19 protein-coding genes and 1 pseudogene are annotated in these 16478 nt (G+C 65.0%); 5 read left to right on the top strand and 15 right to left on the bottom strand.

Annotated features, from left to right (window positions below; all coding sequences use genetic code 11):
- Positions 1-83: 83 nt before the first annotated feature.
- Together AC5P88_RS10415 and AC5P88_RS10410 are read left to right on the top strand one after the other, a co-directional pair.
- Positions 84-1061, top strand: coding sequence for a uroporphyrinogen-III C-methyltransferase (locus tag AC5P88_RS10415; RefSeq protein WP_106548725.1), 978 nt, complete (start codon positions 84-86; stop codon positions 1059-1061).
- Positions 1062-1067: 6 nt separating this feature from the next.
- Positions 1068-2363, top strand: a complete 1296-nt coding sequence (locus AC5P88_RS10410) for a heme biosynthesis HemY N-terminal domain-containing protein (protein ID WP_106548724.1) — start codon at positions 1068-1070, stop codon at positions 2361-2363.
- A gap of 156 nt (positions 2364-2519) precedes the next feature.
- On the opposite strand, the gene AC5P88_RS10405 is transcribed toward AC5P88_RS10410, so the two are convergent.
- The gene (locus tag AC5P88_RS10405) at positions 2520-3815 is read right to left on the bottom strand and encodes an acetyl-CoA C-acetyltransferase (RefSeq protein WP_099551602.1); all 1296 of its coding nucleotides are present in this window, start codon (positions 3813-3815) and stop codon (positions 2520-2522) included.
- A 93-nt stretch (positions 3816-3908) separates the two neighbouring features.
- Here AC5P88_RS10405 and AC5P88_RS10400 point away from each other — a divergent pair, with 93 nt between their 5' ends.
- The gene (locus AC5P88_RS10400; protein ID WP_106548723.1) at positions 3909-4796 is read left to right on the top strand and encodes a hypothetical protein; all 888 of its coding nucleotides are present in this window, start codon (positions 3909-3911) and stop codon (positions 4794-4796) included.
- A 133-nt stretch (positions 4797-4929) separates the two neighbouring features.
- Here the strand turns inward: AC5P88_RS10400 and AC5P88_RS10395 are convergent, their stop codons facing one another.
- The 4 genes from AC5P88_RS10395 to AC5P88_RS10380 form a co-directional block, all read right to left on the bottom strand.
- The gene (locus AC5P88_RS10395) at positions 4930-5550 is read right to left on the bottom strand and encodes a superoxide dismutase family protein (protein ID WP_106548722.1); all 621 of its coding nucleotides are present in this window, start codon (positions 5548-5550) and stop codon (positions 4930-4932) included.
- Between the two features lie 31 nt (positions 5551-5581).
- Positions 5582-6151 (bottom strand): superoxide dismutase family protein, encoded by a 570-nt coding sequence (locus AC5P88_RS10390; RefSeq protein WP_106548721.1) that lies wholly within the window; start codon positions 6149-6151, stop codon positions 5582-5584.
- A 93-nt stretch (positions 6152-6244) separates the two neighbouring features.
- Positions 6245-7693 carry a nitrogen regulation protein NR(I) gene (gene ntrC, locus AC5P88_RS10385; protein WP_295565983.1) on the bottom strand — a complete coding sequence of 483 codons (1449 nt, stop codon included), beginning with the start codon at positions 7691-7693 and terminating at the stop codon, positions 6245-6247.
- A complete protein-coding gene (locus tag AC5P88_RS10380; RefSeq protein ID WP_495224979.1) occupies positions 7686-8747 on the bottom strand; it encodes a two-component system sensor histidine kinase NtrB in 1062 nt (353 codons plus the stop codon). The genes ntrC and AC5P88_RS10380 overlap by 8 nt, the downstream gene beginning before the upstream one ends.
- Positions 8748-8886: 139 nt before the next feature.
- Between AC5P88_RS10380 and AC5P88_RS10375 the strand changes: the two genes are divergently transcribed.
- Together AC5P88_RS10375 and AC5P88_RS10370 are read left to right on the top strand one after the other, a co-directional pair.
- The gene (locus tag AC5P88_RS10375) at positions 8887-9168 is read left to right on the top strand and encodes a type II toxin-antitoxin system RelE/ParE family toxin (protein WP_106548718.1); all 282 of its coding nucleotides are present in this window, start codon (positions 8887-8889) and stop codon (positions 9166-9168) included.
- A gap of 13 nt (positions 9169-9181) precedes the next feature.
- Positions 9182-9478 carry a HigA family addiction module antitoxin gene (locus AC5P88_RS10370; protein WP_106548717.1) on the top strand — a complete coding sequence of 99 codons (297 nt, stop codon included), beginning with the start codon at positions 9182-9184 and terminating at the stop codon, positions 9476-9478.
- Positions 9479-9541: 63 nt separating this feature from the next.
- On the opposite strand, the gene AC5P88_RS10365 is transcribed toward AC5P88_RS10370, so the two are convergent.
- The 10 genes and pseudogenes from AC5P88_RS10365 to AC5P88_RS10320 form a co-directional block, all read right to left on the bottom strand.
- The gene (locus AC5P88_RS10365) at positions 9542-9856 is read right to left on the bottom strand and encodes a hypothetical protein (RefSeq protein WP_106548716.1); all 315 of its coding nucleotides are present in this window, start codon (positions 9854-9856) and stop codon (positions 9542-9544) included.
- Positions 9857-9965: 109 nt separating this feature from the next.
- Positions 9966-11132 (bottom strand): murein transglycosylase A, encoded by a 1167-nt coding sequence (gene mltA, locus AC5P88_RS10360; RefSeq protein ID WP_106548791.1) that lies wholly within the window; start codon positions 11130-11132, stop codon positions 9966-9968.
- 67 nt (positions 11133-11199) lie between these two features.
- Positions 11200-11946 (bottom strand): N-acetylmuramoyl-L-alanine amidase, encoded by a 747-nt coding sequence (locus AC5P88_RS10355; protein ID WP_495224978.1) that lies wholly within the window; start codon positions 11944-11946, stop codon positions 11200-11202.
- Between the two features lie 72 nt (positions 11947-12018).
- Positions 12019-12411: a hypothetical protein gene (locus AC5P88_RS10350; protein ID WP_495224977.1), complete on the bottom strand. Its 393-nt coding sequence runs from the start codon at positions 12409-12411 to the stop codon at positions 12019-12021.
- A gap of 238 nt (positions 12412-12649) precedes the next feature.
- Complete coding sequence (locus AC5P88_RS10345) at positions 12650-13117, bottom strand: hypothetical protein (RefSeq protein WP_495224976.1); 468 nt, start codon at positions 13115-13117, stop codon at positions 12650-12652.
- 239 nt (positions 13118-13356) lie between these two features.
- Positions 13357-13701 (bottom strand): DUF596 domain-containing protein, encoded by a 345-nt coding sequence (locus AC5P88_RS10340; protein WP_495224975.1) that lies wholly within the window; start codon positions 13699-13701, stop codon positions 13357-13359.
- 138 nt (positions 13702-13839) lie between these two features.
- Complete coding sequence (locus tag AC5P88_RS10335) at positions 13840-14124, bottom strand: hypothetical protein (RefSeq protein ID WP_495224974.1); 285 nt, start codon at positions 14122-14124, stop codon at positions 13840-13842.
- A 211-nt stretch (positions 14125-14335) separates the two neighbouring features.
- Positions 14336-14785 (bottom strand): hypothetical protein, encoded by a 450-nt coding sequence (locus AC5P88_RS10330; protein WP_459048256.1) that lies wholly within the window; start codon positions 14783-14785, stop codon positions 14336-14338.
- A gap of 345 nt (positions 14786-15130) precedes the next feature.
- A pseudogene (locus AC5P88_RS10325) lies at positions 15131-15907 on the bottom strand (hemagglutinin repeat-containing protein); the annotation flags it as partial.
- 218 nt (positions 15908-16125) lie between these two features.
- Entirely contained in the window at positions 16126-16419 is a 294-nt protein-coding gene (locus AC5P88_RS10320) for a hypothetical protein (protein ID WP_495224973.1), read from the bottom strand.
- Positions 16420-16478 lie beyond the last annotated feature (59 nt).

The raw sequence follows: 16478 nt of genomic DNA, 5'->3' as shown, positions 1-16478 counted from the left end.
TGCCGCTGCCGTCGGCAACAGTGATGCTGTGCACAACGCGGCCTGCCGGAACCGACTGGCAACACAGCCGACAAGGAAGCCCGATGAACGACACTCCGCCCGCTGCTCCACCCCATCGACCCGTGCGCTGGCTGCTTCCGCTGGCCGGGGTGGTCGTGCTCGGTGCGGGCGGCTATGCCGGCTGGTACTTCTGGCAGCAGCAACAGGAAGAACAGCACGCGCAGGCGCAGACCACCGCCGTGCAGCTGCAGGGCCTGGAAGCCACGCTGGACGCGCTGCGCCGTGACCAGCGCGCGACCAGCCAGCGCCTGCAGGATGCGGCGGCCACCAACCGCGTGCTGCGCGACGAGATGCTGGGCCTCTCGCAGCGCAGTGCACTGCTGGAAGAGAACCTGGCCAAGCTGGCCGACAGCGCCAACCAGGGCCGGCAGGCGGTACAGCGCGATGAGGCCGAGCTGCTGCTGACCCAGGCCGCGCAGCGCCTCAACTACGCCGACGACGTGGACGGCGCGCGCCGTCTGTACGCGCAGGCGGCCACCGCGCTGGCCGATCTGCCCGACAGCGAGGGCCTGAACCTGCGCCAGGCGCTGGTGCAGGAGCGCGACGCGCTTGATGCGCTGGGCGCCGGCCCGCGCGTGCAGTCGCTGCAGCGGTTGGATGCCTTGGCCAGGGCACTGCAGGGGCTGCCCTCGCAGGTACCCGGCAACGCTGCGACCGACACCGCAAAACCGTGGTGGCAATCGACGCTGGCCCCGTTCGTGGACATCACACCGAGCCGCCAGAACGGCCCGCTGACCGCTGCCGAACGCCGCAATGCCGACGATGCACTGCAACTTGAACTGACCCTGGCGCGCGCTGCGATCGAACGTGGCGACCGCGCCGGCCGCGATACCGCATTGGCACGCGTGGAGCACTGGGCACAGCGACGCTGGCCGGATTCACCGGCCCTGCGCGCGCAACGTGCTGAACTGAAGGCCTTGCGCGAGCTTCCGCTGCAGGCCAGCAACGCCGTTCTTGGCAGCACCCTGCAGCAACTGCGCACCCAGACCGACCGGAGGTAATCCCGCATGAAACCCCTGCAATCCCTGGTCGTGCTGTTGCTGGCCGTGGCCATCGGCGTGGTCGCCGCGCAATGGCTCGGCGCCGATGACCTCAACCGCTTCGGCGAAGTGACCCTGCGCTACGGCGGCTACGATTACCACAGCAACCTGCCGAAGGTGGCCCTGCTGACGGTGATCGCGGTGCTGGTGCTGTGGCTGCTGTGGAGCCTGATTGCCGCACCGTTCCGGGCCTGGGGCCGCTACCGCCGCAAGCAGGGCCGGGTGCGCCTGATCGACGGCCTGCAGGCCTACGAACATGGCCAGTGGCAGCGTGCCGAAAAACTGCTGGATGGCGCTGCCAAGGATCCGGAAGTGAGCGCGGTGGCGCTGGCCAACGCTGTGCGCAGCGCGCAGGCGCGTGCCGATGGCCCCGCCGGTGAAGCACTGCTGCAGCGCCTGGGCGAAAGCGATGCCACGCTGCAGGCGCTGCTGCGCGCCGAACAGCTGTTGGCGCGCGACCTGCCTGTGGATGCCATCAACGCATTGGACGTAGCCGCGATCCAACCGCTGCCGCCGCGTGGCCTGTGGCTGCGCACCGAAGCGCTGGCGCGTGCCGGCCGCGCACACGAGGCCTATGGCCAGCTGGGTGCGCTGCGGCAGAGCAAAGTGCTGCCAGCCGACGCGAACAGCGAACTGGAAGCACGCCTGGCGGCACAGGCGCTGCTGGAAGCGGCCGACGTCAACGCGCTGGCCGCGCAGTGGGAAGCCACGCCGAAGGCGCTGCGCCCCACTCCGGACGTGGTGGGCGCCTATGCCAGCCGCGCGGTGGCACTGAACTGGGACGAGCCCGCGCTGCTGGCGCTGGAGCAGGCCCTGGACCATCGCTGGGACGACGAACTGGTGGCGCTGTATGGCCGCCTGCCGGCCGAGCGCCTGGCCACGCGACAAGCCAACCTGGCGCGCTGGCGCAATGTGCACGACAGCTCGGCCGCGCTGCGCCTGGCACAGGGCCGCGTGGCACTGGGCCAGCAGCAGTGGGATGCCGCCGATGCGTTCCTGCACGAAGCCATCGCCGCGGGCGCCGGTGCACCGGCATGGGAAGCACTGGGTGAACTGTTCGCGCAGCGTGGCGAGCATGCACTGGCCGCGCAGTGCCTGGCCAATGCGCTGCGCCTGCAGCGCGGCGAGGACAGCGTGGAGCTGGTGCGCGGCATTGAAGCACCTGCACGTGCCACGGTGGAGGAGCAGCCGATTGCGGTGCAGCCGCCGGTGTATGACGCCAACGAAGAGCGCGACGAATTCGGCAACCCGCGGTTGCCGTGATCGGTAGTGCCGGCCGCTGGCCGGCTTCCACCGGTGAATTTGGCACCGTGCCAAGCAAGCTTGGCACCCACCAGAGCAACAATCCGAACAACAACAAAAAACGCCGCCCATCGGGCGGCTTTTTTGTAGGTAGATCCACGCCATGCGTGGATGAAATCAGCGTTCGACGATCGCCACTACGCCCATGCCGCCGGCGGTGCAGATCGACACCAGCGCGCGGCCACCGCCACGTTCGGCCAGCTGCTTGGCTGCGGTGGCGATCACGCGTGCGCCGGTGGCGGCGAACGGATGGCCAGTGGCCAGCGACGAACCCAGCAGATTGATCTTGTCCGGGTCGATGCGGCCCAGCGGTGCGTCCAGGCCCAGGCGGTTGCGGCAGTAATCCTCGCTCTCCCACGCACGCAGGGTGCACAGCACCTGCGCAGCGAAGGCTTCGTGGATCTCGTAGATGTCGAAGTCCTGCAGGGTCAGGCCGTTGCGCTTGAGCATTTCCGGCACGGCCACCGTCGGCGCCATCAGCAGGCCTTCGCCATGCACGAAGTCCACCGCAGAGACATGCGCGTCGCGCAGATAGGCCTGCGGCTCATGGCCGTGTGCACGCGCCCACTCTTCACTGGCCAGCAGCACCGCGGCGGCACCGTCGGTCAGCGGGGTGGAGTTGGCGGCGGTGAGCGTACCACGGCCGGAGACCTTGTCGAAGGCCGGCTTCAGTGTGGCCAGCTTTTCCAGCGAGGTATCCGGGCGCAGGATGTTGTCGCGCTCGACGCCACGGAACGGTGCGATCAGGTCGTTGAAGAAGCCGCGCTCGTATGCGGCAGCCAGCTTCTTGTGCGAGGACACCGCCCACTCGTCCTGCGAGTCGCGCGAGATGTTCCATTCCTTGGCCATGTCCTCGCAGTGGTCGCCCATGCTCTTGCCGGTGCGCGGCTCGGCCACGCCGGGGAACTCGGGCTTCAGTTCGGAGAACTTGAAGCCGGCGGTGAGCGCACGGATCTTGTCGCCGGTGCTCTTGGCACGGTTGGCAGCCAGCAGGCGCGCACGCAGCTTCTTGCCGTAGACGATCGGCACGTCGGACGTGGTATCGGAACCACCGCCGATGCCCGATTCGATCTGGCCCAGCGCGATCTTGTTGGCGACGGTGATGATGCTGTCCAGCGAAGTACCACAGGCGCGCTGCAGGGTGATGCCCGGGGTCAGCGGCGACAGGCCGGAGGACAGCGTGGCTTCGCGGCCCAGGTTCCAGTCGCTGGAGTGCTTGATCACCGCACCCATCGCCACTTCACCCAGCTGCTGGCCGTGCAGGCCGAACCGTTCGACCAGCGCGCCCAGCGTACGGACCGACATGCCGAGGTTGCCGACATCCGAATACGCGGTGTTCTGGCGGCAGAACGGAATGCGGACGCCACCGAGGATGGCGACGGGACGAGCGTTGGGCATGGAGATACCTGGCATGGATGAGGGTGTCTGCAACATGGCCTGCACGACGGAGCAGGCATAATGGAGCCAAGTGTAGCTGCCGCCCTGTGATGGGCCAACCGTGGAACCATGAGCAAACCCGACCCCGCGATGAATGCCCTTGGCGTGCTGGCCCTGGAACTGGCCGGCGGCGAAATCCCCCGCCAGGCGGTACTCAGCGCCGAACAGGCCGGTGAACTGGCCGATCGCGTCGGCCGCGACCTGTCCAAGCTGGTGCCGCAGGTGGCCGAGCTGGACCTGGTGTTCGCCGCCGCCCATTTCGACCCGGCCGAAGTGCTGCGCCCGGGCTGGCCGATCCATCGCCGCCTGGAAGAACTGCAGATGCGCGCCCCGGGCCGCAACCAGGGCCCGCGCCTGCTGGCCTTCGGCACCGACGCCCAGGGTGACGTGCCGCTGCCTTTCCAGGCCGATGCCAGCCTGGTGGGCGGTGGCCTGCGCGTGGTGCCGTTCCTGCTGACCGGCAGCGACGTGGCCACCACCAACGCTGTTGCCAACGCGCTGGAAGAAACGCTGCTGGCCAACGGCATGGCGCATGCCGATACCGCGCTGATGGCGCAGAACACGTTCGGCGCCCGCATCGAGCACGCACGCTACTTCACCGTGAACGACCTGGCCGCGATGATGTCGATGCAGTACGACAACCAGGGCCTGGCCGCGCTGTGGCCGCTGATCGAGACCGCGATCATGGCGCCGGGTGAGGACGAGTGGCTCAACGCCGCGCCCGAGCCGCTGCTGCGTTACACCCACGGCGAGGCACGCATGGCACTGTTCGACCCGGCCGGCTGGTGCGCGCACTACAACCACGGCAACAACGACTGCGATCGCCTGAAGGGCATCTACGAGCAGTTCCTGATGCGCCAGCGGCAGATGGCTGCGGTGCTGGAAGCGCACGGCGTGCCGGTGCTGTTCGTGCACTGCGAAGCCGGGCAGGACGCGCGCGAGCTGCTGGCGCGCTGATCAACGGACGTATTCCGCCGGGCATGGCCCGGCGCTACCTGTACGCTTTGTTGTAGAGCCGAGCCCATGCTCGGCTCAGGCCGCCTGCAGAGCAGCCGAGCGTGGGCTCGGCTCTACAGGCGGCACGTGCGCCTTACGGGGCCTTCTGGATCACTGCACACGCCAGGCGCGCGCCGGCATTGCCGGTCGGCTGGGTCTTGTAGTCATCCGCATCGGCGTGGACGATCAGGCCGCGGCCGATGATGTCGAAGTCATCACCCTTACCGATGTTGACGTTGCTCGACACCGGGCCGTCGATGGTGGCCACGCCCTTGTCGTCGGCCTTGATGTTGGGCATGTCGCCGCCGTGGTGCGGATCGGTGGCAACGTTGCCGTGATCCTGGTGGCCCGGGTTGAAGTGGCCGCCGGCGCTCATGCCATCCGGCGCGCTGCAGTCACCCTTCTCGTGGATGTGGAAGCCGTGCTCGCTGCCCGGCTTCAGGCCGCTGATCTGGCCGGTCACGTGGACCTTGCCGTCGACCACCTTGAAGGTAACGCTGCCCTTGGCCTCGTTGCCCTGGGTCGGTGCCAGCTCGGCGGTGGCCGAAGCATCGGCAGCCGGTGCGGCGGCCGGTGCCGGTGCGGCAGCCGGTTCAGTGGTGGCAGCCGGCGCCGCCGGCGGGGTTTCCGCCTGCGGTGCGGCGGGCTGCTGGCCGCAGGCCGCCAGGCCCAGCGCGGTGATGGCGGCAAACAGCGAAGTGTGGATCAAACGCATGGAATCTCTCCCTGGATGATGCCTGCAGTGATCAGCGGACAACCCGGATCACGCCACAGGCGATGCGGACGCCGGCATTGCCGGCGGGCTGGCTGCGATAGTCGTCGGCGTTGGCGTGCACGACCAGTGCACGTCCGGCGATATCGGTGGCGGCGCCTCCGCCAAGGGTAACGCCCTTGAGGTGGATATCGACGTTGGCGCGGCCCTGGGCGTCGGCACGCAGATTGTCCATGTCGCCCAGGTGGTGCTTGCCGGTGCCGGCGCGGCCATGCGCGGCGCCACCGGGGTTGAAGTGGTTGCCGGCACTACTGGCATCCACCGCGCTGCAGTCGCCGCGCTCATGGATGTGGAAGCCGGCCTGCTGCAGGGGCTGCAGGCCACCAATCAGGCCGGTGATGTGCAGGCCACCGGGCTCCACCATCAATGCCAGGCGGCCACTGACGATGCTGGCTGAGGCCGGCGACAGATTGGCCTCGGCCTGTTTCGCGGCGCTGACCACGGTCGGCGGCGGCGGGGTGGGCTCGGCCTTCTTGGGCGCACTGCCACAGGCAGACAGCAGCACGGCGGCGGACAACGGCAGGATGGCAAAGGACAGACGCATCGAAGACTCCTTGCAGGTGACACTACGGACGGCATCGTCCATGAACGATCAACGGTTCGGCAAGCGGGCGCGAGGATCGCGTGCAGGGGCCGTTCAATGGCCCCCGCGGCGGCGCCCGGCGCCCAGCTTGCGGGTAAGGGTATTGCGGCCGAGGCCGAGGCGGGCAGCGGCTTCCGCGCGGCGCCCATGGGTGATCTGCAGCGCGGCCTCCAGCAGCGCATGGTCGACCCGCTCGCGCACCTGCGCATGCAGGCCCTCCACGCCTTCGGCCAGCTGCCGGCGTGCCCACTCGGCCAGCAGCGCTTCCCACTGCCCCGGATCGGCGCCGTGCGCGGGGCTGCGGCGGCCACGCGCGCGATTGAGCGCGGTATCGACGTCGGCCACGCCGATGGTGTCGGCGGCGGCCAGCGCCGCCATCCGCCAGCACACGTTCTCCAGCTCGCGCACGTTGCCCGGCCAGTCGTGTTCGCGCAGCGCCTGCAGGGCGGCGGCGGTCAGGCGCTTCGGTGGCGTGTCCAGCTTGCGTGCGGCGGCGGCCAGGAAGGTGCTGGCCAGTTGCGCGATGTCCTCGCGGCGCTCGCGCAGCGGCGGCAGCTGCAGGCGCACTACATCCAAACGGTGCAGCAGGTCGGCGCGGAACTTGCCCTGCGCGACCAGCCCTTCCAGATCCTGGTGGGTGGCGGCAACCACGCGCACATCGACGCGGATCAGCTCTCGGCCACCGACGCGGAAGAACTCGCCCTGCGCCAGCACGCGCAACAGGCGGGTCTGCAGCGGCAGCGGCATGTCGCCGATCTCGTCGAGGAACAGCGTGCCGCCGTCGGCCTGCTCGAAACGACCGATATGGCGACGCTGCGCCCCGGTGAACGCACCGGCCTCGTGGCCGAACAGCTCGCTTTCCAGCAACTCGGCCGGGATCGCGGCAGTGTTGAGTGCAACGAACGGACCGTGCGCGCGTGGTGATTCGCGATGCAGCGCATTGGCCACCAGCTCCTTGCCGGTGCCGGTCTCGCCGGTGATCAGCACCGCCAGCGGCGCCTGTGCGAGGCGACCGATCGCGCGGAACAGCGCGCGCATCGGCGGCGTATCGCCGACCAGCTGCGGCGGCTGGTCGCTGTGCGTTTCCGCCGCAGGCGTGGGCGCGGCCAGCGCCGGTGCCACTGCCGGCAGCACGCGCTGCGCCAGCGCCACCGCATCGTCCAGATCGAATGGCTTGGACAGGAACTCATGCGCGCCGCCACGGAACGCACCGGCGGTGCTGGCCACATCGGTATAGGCCGACATCACCACCACCGGCAGCTGCGGCAATGCAGCCTTGAGCTTGTCCAGCAGCACCAGGCCATCGTCACCGGGCATGCGCACATCGGTGAACAGCAGCGCCGGCGGTGGGCCTTCGCTCAACGCCTGGAGGGCGGGCGCGGCGCTGTCGAAATCAACGACCTGGTAGCCTGCCTCGCGCAGCGCGGTGCACAGCACGAAGCGAACAGCGCGGTCGTCGTCGACCACCCAGATTCGCTGCGGGGACGAAGAAGACTCAGACATCGCGCGGGGCCTCCTCGGCCGGGGCGGCGCCGTTGCCGATCGGCAGCAGCAGGGTGAACACGGTATGGCCCGGGCGCGAGCGGTAGGTGAGCGTGCCGCGGTGTTCGCGCGCGACCTGCTGGGCCAGCGCCAGGCCCAACCCGGTGCCCTCGGCGCGGCCACTGACCAGCGGCAGGAACAGGTGCTCGGCCAGTTCCTCGGGCACGCCACGGCCGTCGTCGGCGATTTCCAGGCGCAGCGCCAGCGTATGCAGCTGCTCGGCGATGCGCACGCCATGCTCCACGCGGGTGCGCAGGGTGATGTTGCCGGCGCCGGCCTGGATCGCGTTGCGCACCAGGTTCCACACCGCCTGGGTGAGGCGGTCGGCGTCGCCGTGGAATTCAGGAATGCTGGGGTCGTAGTCGCGCTGCAGGCGTACCGCCCAGCCGGCTTCGCTCTCGGCCAAGCGCAGCACGCGTTCCAGCGCGGCATGGATGTTCAGTTCGGCGTGCGGGGCCGCCGGGGCCGGCGATAACAGCTGGTCGAGCAGGCCGTTGAGGCGTTCGATCTCCGAGCCGATGAGCTCGATCAGCTCGCGTTCGCTGGCATCACGCTGGGCCGCGCGCCGGGCCAGCAGCTGGGCGGCCCCCTTCAGCCCCGCCAGTGGATTGCGCAGCTCGTGGGCCAGGCCCTTCAGTGCCGCGCTGAGCGCGCTGGGCAGGGCCTGGGTAGGGTCGAGCCCGGGGAATTCATCGACCGGGTGTGCCTCCAGCAGCCAACCGCCATCGTCGCGGCGGCTCATCCAGCCCTCGGCGAAGCGTGGCGCCTCGCCGGGCACCGCCAGCGCCAGCCGGTTCAGGCGCAGGCTGTCGCGCTCGTCGCGGGCCAGGAAATGGGCCAGGGCCTCGCCCTGCACTTCCAGCGCGGCGAGCGGCTGGCCCAGCAGGCGGCGCCCGCTGACGCCCAGCCAGCGGCCAAAGGCCGGGTTGCAGCCGATGATGCGGCCGTCGGCCCCGGCCCAGGCCAGCGGCGTGCCGAGGGCATCGAGGGAAGGCGGGGGTGCGGGGTCGGACATTGCACCAATGTAGTGCAAAACGGGGGTCCAGCATCAGATCGCATCGAATGCGTCGCCAGTCGTCGCGCCCGGGAATTACGCGCCATGCTTGCCTGAAGGATACTAACGTCTTACGATACTATCGTCATGCGTTATCAACATGCCGATCCAATCATTTGCCTGCAAACGTACGCAGGCACTGTTTGAAGGTCATCGCGTGCAGAGATGGCGCCACATTGAAGCTGCCGCGCTGCGAAAGCTGGCCATGCTCAACGTGGCAGCTGATCTGCGGGATCTGCGTCTGCCGCCAGCGAACAGACTGGAATCGCTGCATGGGGACCGGCGCGGCCAGTACAGCATCCGCATCAATGACCAGTTCCGGCTGTGCTTTGTCTGGTCTCGGGAAGGACCTGCCGAGGTCGAAATTGTCGATTACCACTGAAGGAGTCGCGCGAGTGCGAACCGCCCCCTACCCCGCTCCCGGCGAGATCCTGTTGCATGAATTCCTGGAGCCTCTGGGCATCACCCAATACCGGCTGGCCAAGGCAATTGGCGTCTCACAACGCCGTATCGGCGAGATCGTCTCCGGCGATCGCGCAGTCACTGCGGACACCGGGCTGCGCCTGTCCCGCTACTTCGGCGTTTCCGACAAGTTCTGGATCGGCCTGCAGGCCGACTTCGATGCCGCGATGACCAAGGAAAAGCTGGCCGACGTGCTTGCCCGGATCCAGCCGTACGACGCAGCTGCGTGAGCCATGATCCGGGGTCAGAGCCCTTTCCGTTCGGAAAGGGATCCGACCCCGGCTGGGGCAGCGTTACACCGGGTAACCGGTCGCCAGCCGCGCCTTCTTCCAGGCGCTTTCGAACTCGCGCGGGGAGATCTCGTCGTCCTCGTCGAAATCGAGGAAGGACACCGGCTGGTCGGCCAGCGGGAAGCGGTCATCGCTGTGCGCGTGTTCATCGGCCCACACAGCCGTCGTGCCGTAGATCTCCACCTGACGGACGATCTTCTCGCCGCGGGCTTCCATCAGCACGTTGCCCTTGCCCAGGCCCGATTCGGCCCAGTGCTTGTAGTACTTCTTTGCGGCGGACTTCGCGCCGGGTTTTGCGTTGTGATTTGCGTAGGTCATTGCAGGGGTCCTGGCCGCAGGCGCGGCCGGAAAGTTCGGAATGGCGCCATTATCAGGCATCCGGGGGTCAGAGCCCTTTCCCTTGGAAAGGGATCCGACCCCTGCTGGATCAGTTCGGCAGAGGCACGCCCTTCGGCCACAGCATCCAGATGTTGCCCTTCTGCTTCATGTCGCCAGCCAGCTTGCCGGCGGCATCGCCGCTGCCCCAGTACAGGTCGGCGCGCACTTCACCGGCGATGGCGCCGCCGGTGTCCTGCGCGGCCACCGGGCGCACCAGCGGGGTGCCATCCGGGCGCGTGGTGGACAGCCACAGCAGGCTGCCCAGCGGCACCACGCTGCGGTCCACGGCCACGCTGTAGCCAGCGGTGAGCGGCACGTTCAGCGAACCGCGCGGGCCTTCCGGGCTGTCCGGATTGCGCACGAAGAACACGTAGCTGGGGTTGCTGCGCAGCAGTTCCGGCACACGCGCGGGATTGGCCCGGGCCCAGGCGCGGATGGCGTCCATGGTGACGTCTTCCTTTTTCAGCTGGCCCTGGTCCACCAACCAGCGGCCGATGGCGCGGTAGGGGTGGCCGTTCTGTTCGGCGTAGGCCAGCCGCACCTGCTTGCCATCGGCAAGGCGCACCCGGCCGGAGCCCTGGATCTGCAGCAGCTGTAGGTCCATCGGGTCGGTCAGCCAGGCCAGCACTGGCGCCTTGGCGCCCTTGGCCGCGATGGTACCGGCGTCGTCGTAGGGCTTGAGCACCTTGCCCTCAACGCGACCACGCAGGCGCTTACCCTTCAGTTCCGGGTAGAGGCTGTCCAGCTGCACCACGATCAGATCGTCGGGCGTGCCGTAGACCGGCACCGTCGCCTTGTCGGTGCGGGTGAGGCTGCCGGGGTAGATCGGCTCGTAGTAGCCGGTGATCAATCCGTCGGCCTGGTGACCACCGGCACGCAGCGCGTAGACATCGAGGTCGCGCTGCAGGAACTGGCGGATCGCGGCCGGATCCTTGTCTGAAACCGCTGCGGCCGTGGCGCAGGGTTTGGCCCAGACGGCATCGTTCTTCAGGCGGGTGCAGCTGCTGCGCCAGGCAACGAAACCGGCCTGCAGATCGGTATCGGAGACCGGGGGCAATGCGCTCCATGTGGCCTTGGCGTAGGTGGCCGCAGGCGGTGTGACGGCCGTCGACCCTTCGGATCCGGTGCGGGGGGCGGTGGTGGAGCAGCCGGCGAGCACGGCCGCTGCCAACAGAGTCCAGTGCTTGCGCTTGAAGAAGGTGGCGGAATCGATCATGCCGCCATGGTGGAGTGCCGGCCGCTGGGCGGCAACCCAGCGCCTGGTCAAGCGTTCATGCGCGGAGTCACGGCGTCTGCAGCAGCAGCGAATGCAGGATGCGGGCGTCCTCGGCATCCAGCGTCTTCGGCAGGTCGTCGCGGCCACGGAAACGGCGGTGGAAGGCGGCGACGGTGGCTTCGCGGTTGTCCAGTGGATAGCCGAAGCGGGCCAGCGCATTCCACGCGTCGAAGCCTTCCGGTGCCGCGCCGTCGGCGGCGCGCGGCCACACCCCGAAGCCGGCCTCGGCCAGCTGCTGCCAAGGGAAGAAGCGGCTCGGATCCTGCTTGCGCGTCGGCGCCAGGTCGGCGTGGGCGATGACCTGGCGCGGCGGGATGTTCAGGCGGGTGGTGAGATCGCGCAGCAGCACGACCAGCGACTCGATCTGCGCCGGGGTGAACGGGCTGCGGCCATCGTTGTCGAGCTCGATGCCGATCGAGGCCGAATTGAGATCGGTGATGGTGCCCCAGCGCCCGGCGCCGGCGTGCCAGGCACGGCGCTCATCGGCGACCAGCTGGTAACGATGGCCATCAGCGCCGACCAGATAGTGCGCACTGACCGGCCCACCGCTATTGGCCGTGCGCAACGTATGCAGGCTCTGCTGCACCGACTTCTGCTCGGTGTGGTGGATGACGATGATGACCGGCGTGCGCGCGTTCTGGTTGGGTGACGGCACCCAGGTGGCGAGCGGGTTGTGCTGCACGGGCGCAGTAGCGGTGCAGGCCGCCAAGGCCAGCGCCAGCAGTGCGGAAACCAGAAGGCGGGGGCTGATCATGGACGGATTGTAACCATGAACTGCGGCCGCCGTTCCTCGCTTCGTGTGGATCGCTGGAGAATTAGGGAGCTGTCATTCAAAAAACTCAATAACGCCCCCCACCTCATACCCAAACCTCAACCTTCCATCCGGATGGCAAACAACATACCTTCCCTCCAAATCAGCACCTTTACTGAAGTGATCTCCAATAAGAACTCCTGATTCAAACTTCGGCGCCATCCGAACAGCCAAACACCCAAGCTCCTCATCACTTACATTCAAGCCACTGTAGGCATTAACGATAGTTTTGAACTGACCATCATCATGCATAACCCATATCCCCACCGAATCTTCAGCTCCCGCATGATTCCAATATTCATCAGAGTCGAAAACACTCGATTGCGGAATACCCAAAGACTCTGACAGTACCGAACGAACTTCATCAAAACTAGAAGAACGCTCAATCGAAAACTGGAAGGAGTCCACACACCACCTCAGTTCATTTCGCAGATCCACTCGAATTATACAACCCCAACAGCCTCCCCCTAGAGAACGCATTCTGCAAGTCAGTCGCCAACCGCTATCGACTCGCCATCCAGCTCAGTCCACGAAACAGACTCGGCCATGCCGCCAATCGATTCCAGCACCGAGGGCACGTGAGCCCAGGCAACAGCCGCCGTAACAATCTCAATCAAATCATTCGAAGAAGGAACCGCACCAAACTCTATGCCCTAAGCTTTCCAACTGAATCCATCCACTCAATCCAGACAGAGGAGTTATTCAGACAACCGCAATCACGTAGAGCCGACATGAGACGCTCAACAACTTCGAACAGCGGAAGATCCTCACCAGATCGATAAAAAATTCCCTCGAGGAATACCAGCATTACTGAAAATGCATCCAGCAACATCAAGTGCCCACCCGATGAATTCATTTGTGCGCCACAGAATTCAGAATTAAGAGCGCCCCCAGCGGTGTTTACCTCTGCAAATGCGTCGCACCAGTCATCCCACATTGCCGGATCGTTGGGCAGGTCATCTGCCCACAAAAATGAGCCAGCCGAGGATAATAGATCAACAAGAGCGTCCTGCTTACTACCCCTATCCAAATACTTTTGCAGGAAAACGCACATCAACACATATGCAGCCTGAACAGAAATTTCTTTGAAGTCTCCCATATCACCAACACTCATCCCGCCACCCTCTTCTAAACCGGCTCACATGCGCACTGCAAACACCATTGGCAATCAGCTGGCTGGTGGCCGTCACCGTACCTGCAGCAGCCGCCGTCGCCTGCTTGTCCATCAGCAACGTGCTTGCATCCAGCAATGCCTTCACCACGAGCTGCGCTGGTATCGATGTTGACGCCCAGCTCAGCCGCCGACATCTGCTTGCCATCGATGGTGAGGTGCGATCGATATGGACTGGAATGCTACGTCCAATGCTCACGGCCATTTGCGCCAATCCAAACCAAGCCCGCCGGAGCATCGATCAAGAACCAAAGGCCGAATCCATCAATATCATCTTCGCCAGGATTCTCAGGCCATGCCTTTGAGATGAACAACAATTGTTCCCGCCAGTCACCCTGCAAGGTCCTCCCGTCCGATGCGAGTTTTACTTTCCCCTCTCTCAGCAAACGCCCCATCAACTCGAAGAACGCGTCCCTCCTTCCAGAAATCCCAACATCCCCCATCTCCATCGTCATGTGCTGCCAGACGGCACCAAGAGACAACCCAAACGAAGAATTCATCACTGCAGAATAGACTTCATCCCTCATTCTAGCCTCACCCCTACTTGCCCCCCAATTACCTATCGACTTGTCTCGCACATCAGTCGTCCAACTCGCGCCAGATTGCGCTCGCCTGATCCTCTGCGTGGAAGTTGTTCTCAAACAAGTTCCTGGCAATCCTCACATTCAACACGGTCCCCGCCAGATCCTGCCCGACAACCCACCCGCCAGCGCTCCCACCGCTTTAGAAAGCGCCAGAACCGCCTCCGTTTGCTGCGGGCTAAGATTCGCGTGGCTGCCGCCGAACAACTTGTCCGTCAACACATTCGCAGCCAACTCGCCACCGGCTGCAGACATGGCGCCGGTCCCCGCACTGCCACCATTGACTTCCGCCAGCAGCGCACCCAGCACCGCATGCGACGCCAGTTGCGGCATCGCATTAGGGTCACTGTCGTGATTCGGATCAAGCATGCTGCCAATGGATTGGGCGGCATAAGGCGCCAGTGCATTGGAGGCAACCCGACCAGCGCCTGCCCTCCGCGCCGTCCGCCAGCGCAGTCGTCACCGCATGACAAGCACAGTTGTACTCATCGCAGCGCCCCGCGTCCTCGCGCCGCTGTAGGCCTGGCTATTTGCCGCCACCACCTTGCTGCATACAGGCAGCCGATTCCATCGCCCTCAATCACAAGGCCGCATTGACCCTCATCAGTCGTCCAATCCGCGGCCAGATCAACATGTAGAAGGCGCCCACGGCCAACCCTATGAAAAGCATGATGCCAGCGCGCCTGGGAGCCCACTCAAGCCAAAAGGAAGGACTGGTCCAGACCTTTATCCAAGCGCCAGGAGAGAAGGCACCCTCGAACGCGAGCCACGCCAACAAGGCACAGACTGGTGCAGCTACAACATGGCGAGCTTTGAGCCGCGGAAGAAATTTATCCACAAGCATAACCCCAGGCACACCGAAGATGAGGCCCAACACAGCAGCTATGGCGCAAACCAGCGATGCGAAAATTGCAGCCTGCGAAAGACTGCCTATCCGATAACTCAGCGGAATGGCTATGAATAGCAACCCTCCAAGCATAGAACTGGCAATCACGGACACAATCTTTGCCCCCAATTCACGCTCACTCATTGGCAGACCTCCACCATCTTTCCATCAGGGCCCCGGTAGCTCATGCATTTCTGCTTTGAGGGAAAAGTACTCCAAGGCCACTGCAACTTGCCAACTTCGCTACCAATATCGCGCGTATTGGGACTCCACACTTGTCTATCGGCCCACGAATTCGAGTTGAACATTGGACTCGAACCCGTACCCCAGCCTCTGGTTGAGACTGAGAATCCACCGAATCCATCCGGAAGCACCTGTCGGATCACAAAGCCGGGATCCAATGCATGTGCTCCAAGCACCGTGATGTTGATCAGACTACTGGTGCTCGGATCGACCAGGTGCGTTACGTAACCCAGAGACAGGCCCATGCTAGCCGGCCCCCACGCCCTTGCCGGCCGCTCCCTTGCCCCCGTTGCCGAAGCCACCGCTGATGCTGCCCGACGTGGCCTTGTAGTCCATGTGATTTTGCAGATCGGTGAAGGTCAACGAATCAGCAGTCAGTTCACTGTTGCCCGCATTCGTGCTGGCGATCGCGCCGCCTACCAGGTTCACCTGGCCGGCATCAACGTGATAACCGCCATCACCGGCGAACAGGCCACTCTGCTGGCCGACGCCCTGATAGCTGCCGTTGGCCTTGCCTCCGCTGGCGTAGCTATCGGCGTTCCACGCGGTGCCGAACGACACCTGCACGCGGCCACCCACCTGGCTGTTCCTGGACATGCTCTCGGCGATGTCCTGCAGCGACTCGATCGTCAGCGTGCCGCCGGTCTTGACGTCGATGCGATCGGCGGTCGCCGTGGCGTCACGCCGGGTGGTATCGCCCTCGGCCTTCATCGAGATGTTCTTGCCGGTCAGCGTGGTGTTCTGCCAGGTGCTGCTCTCGGCATTGGACTTGCTGCTGCCCACACTCGCTTCGGCGTAGACATACACACCGGTCTGCGCCCCCATCGAGACGCCCATGCCGACTTCGGCACCCGCATTACGACTCTTGCTGCGGTCGGCCACGTGCGCCTTGCCTGCTTCCAGCAGGATGTCGCCGGCAGAATCCAGGCTGAGTGCATTGCCCGCGCCCAGGTTGCCCTGCACTACGTGGATGTTGCCCGTCGTGCTGGTCAGGTTGACGTTGCCACCGCCCTGGATGGTCGAGTCTCGCGAAGAACTCCGCCATGGAAAAAATACCGGCTAGACATCTAGCTCAATAGCGAACTCACTTCAGCCAGAAGGCGGCAGACAAGACCGACTCCTGATTGGACACCAAACCCCAAACCATACCATTTATTTCCACACCCACATTTCGCTCAAAAGATAACGAATAAATCTCGAGGAAAGCCGGACTCTAGGCGTGCGAAACAACACCACTCCACTCATGCACTCAGCGCCGCCTTTACTCGCCCCAAGTCGCGCAAAAAATCTACGAGCTCGGCTCCATTCAGCGCCTGAGAGGCATTCCCGACGCTGTCGCCCGCACAACTTCTTGCAAACTTAAATGGAATCTCATCCTCAGCTTCATAAAGCGACAAAGCCCCCCTATCCAATATGCAAGAAAGAAGCGCAGTTAGCGCAAAAATCTCTTCCTCGGGAAAATCTTCCAACTTCAACTCGAGAGAAGAATATGCAAATAGAATAGCCTGACCAAAATCATAACCCAACTTACCCATGCCCTCCTCCACATCAGAGCTTACCGACCTCACGTAATCCCTATAACCCCAACGCCTCA

The sequence above is a fragment of the Stenotrophomonas sp. YJH_SMC_8 genome (genome assembly GCF_059371315.1).
This window is presented reverse-complemented; position numbering and strand designations above follow the sequence as displayed.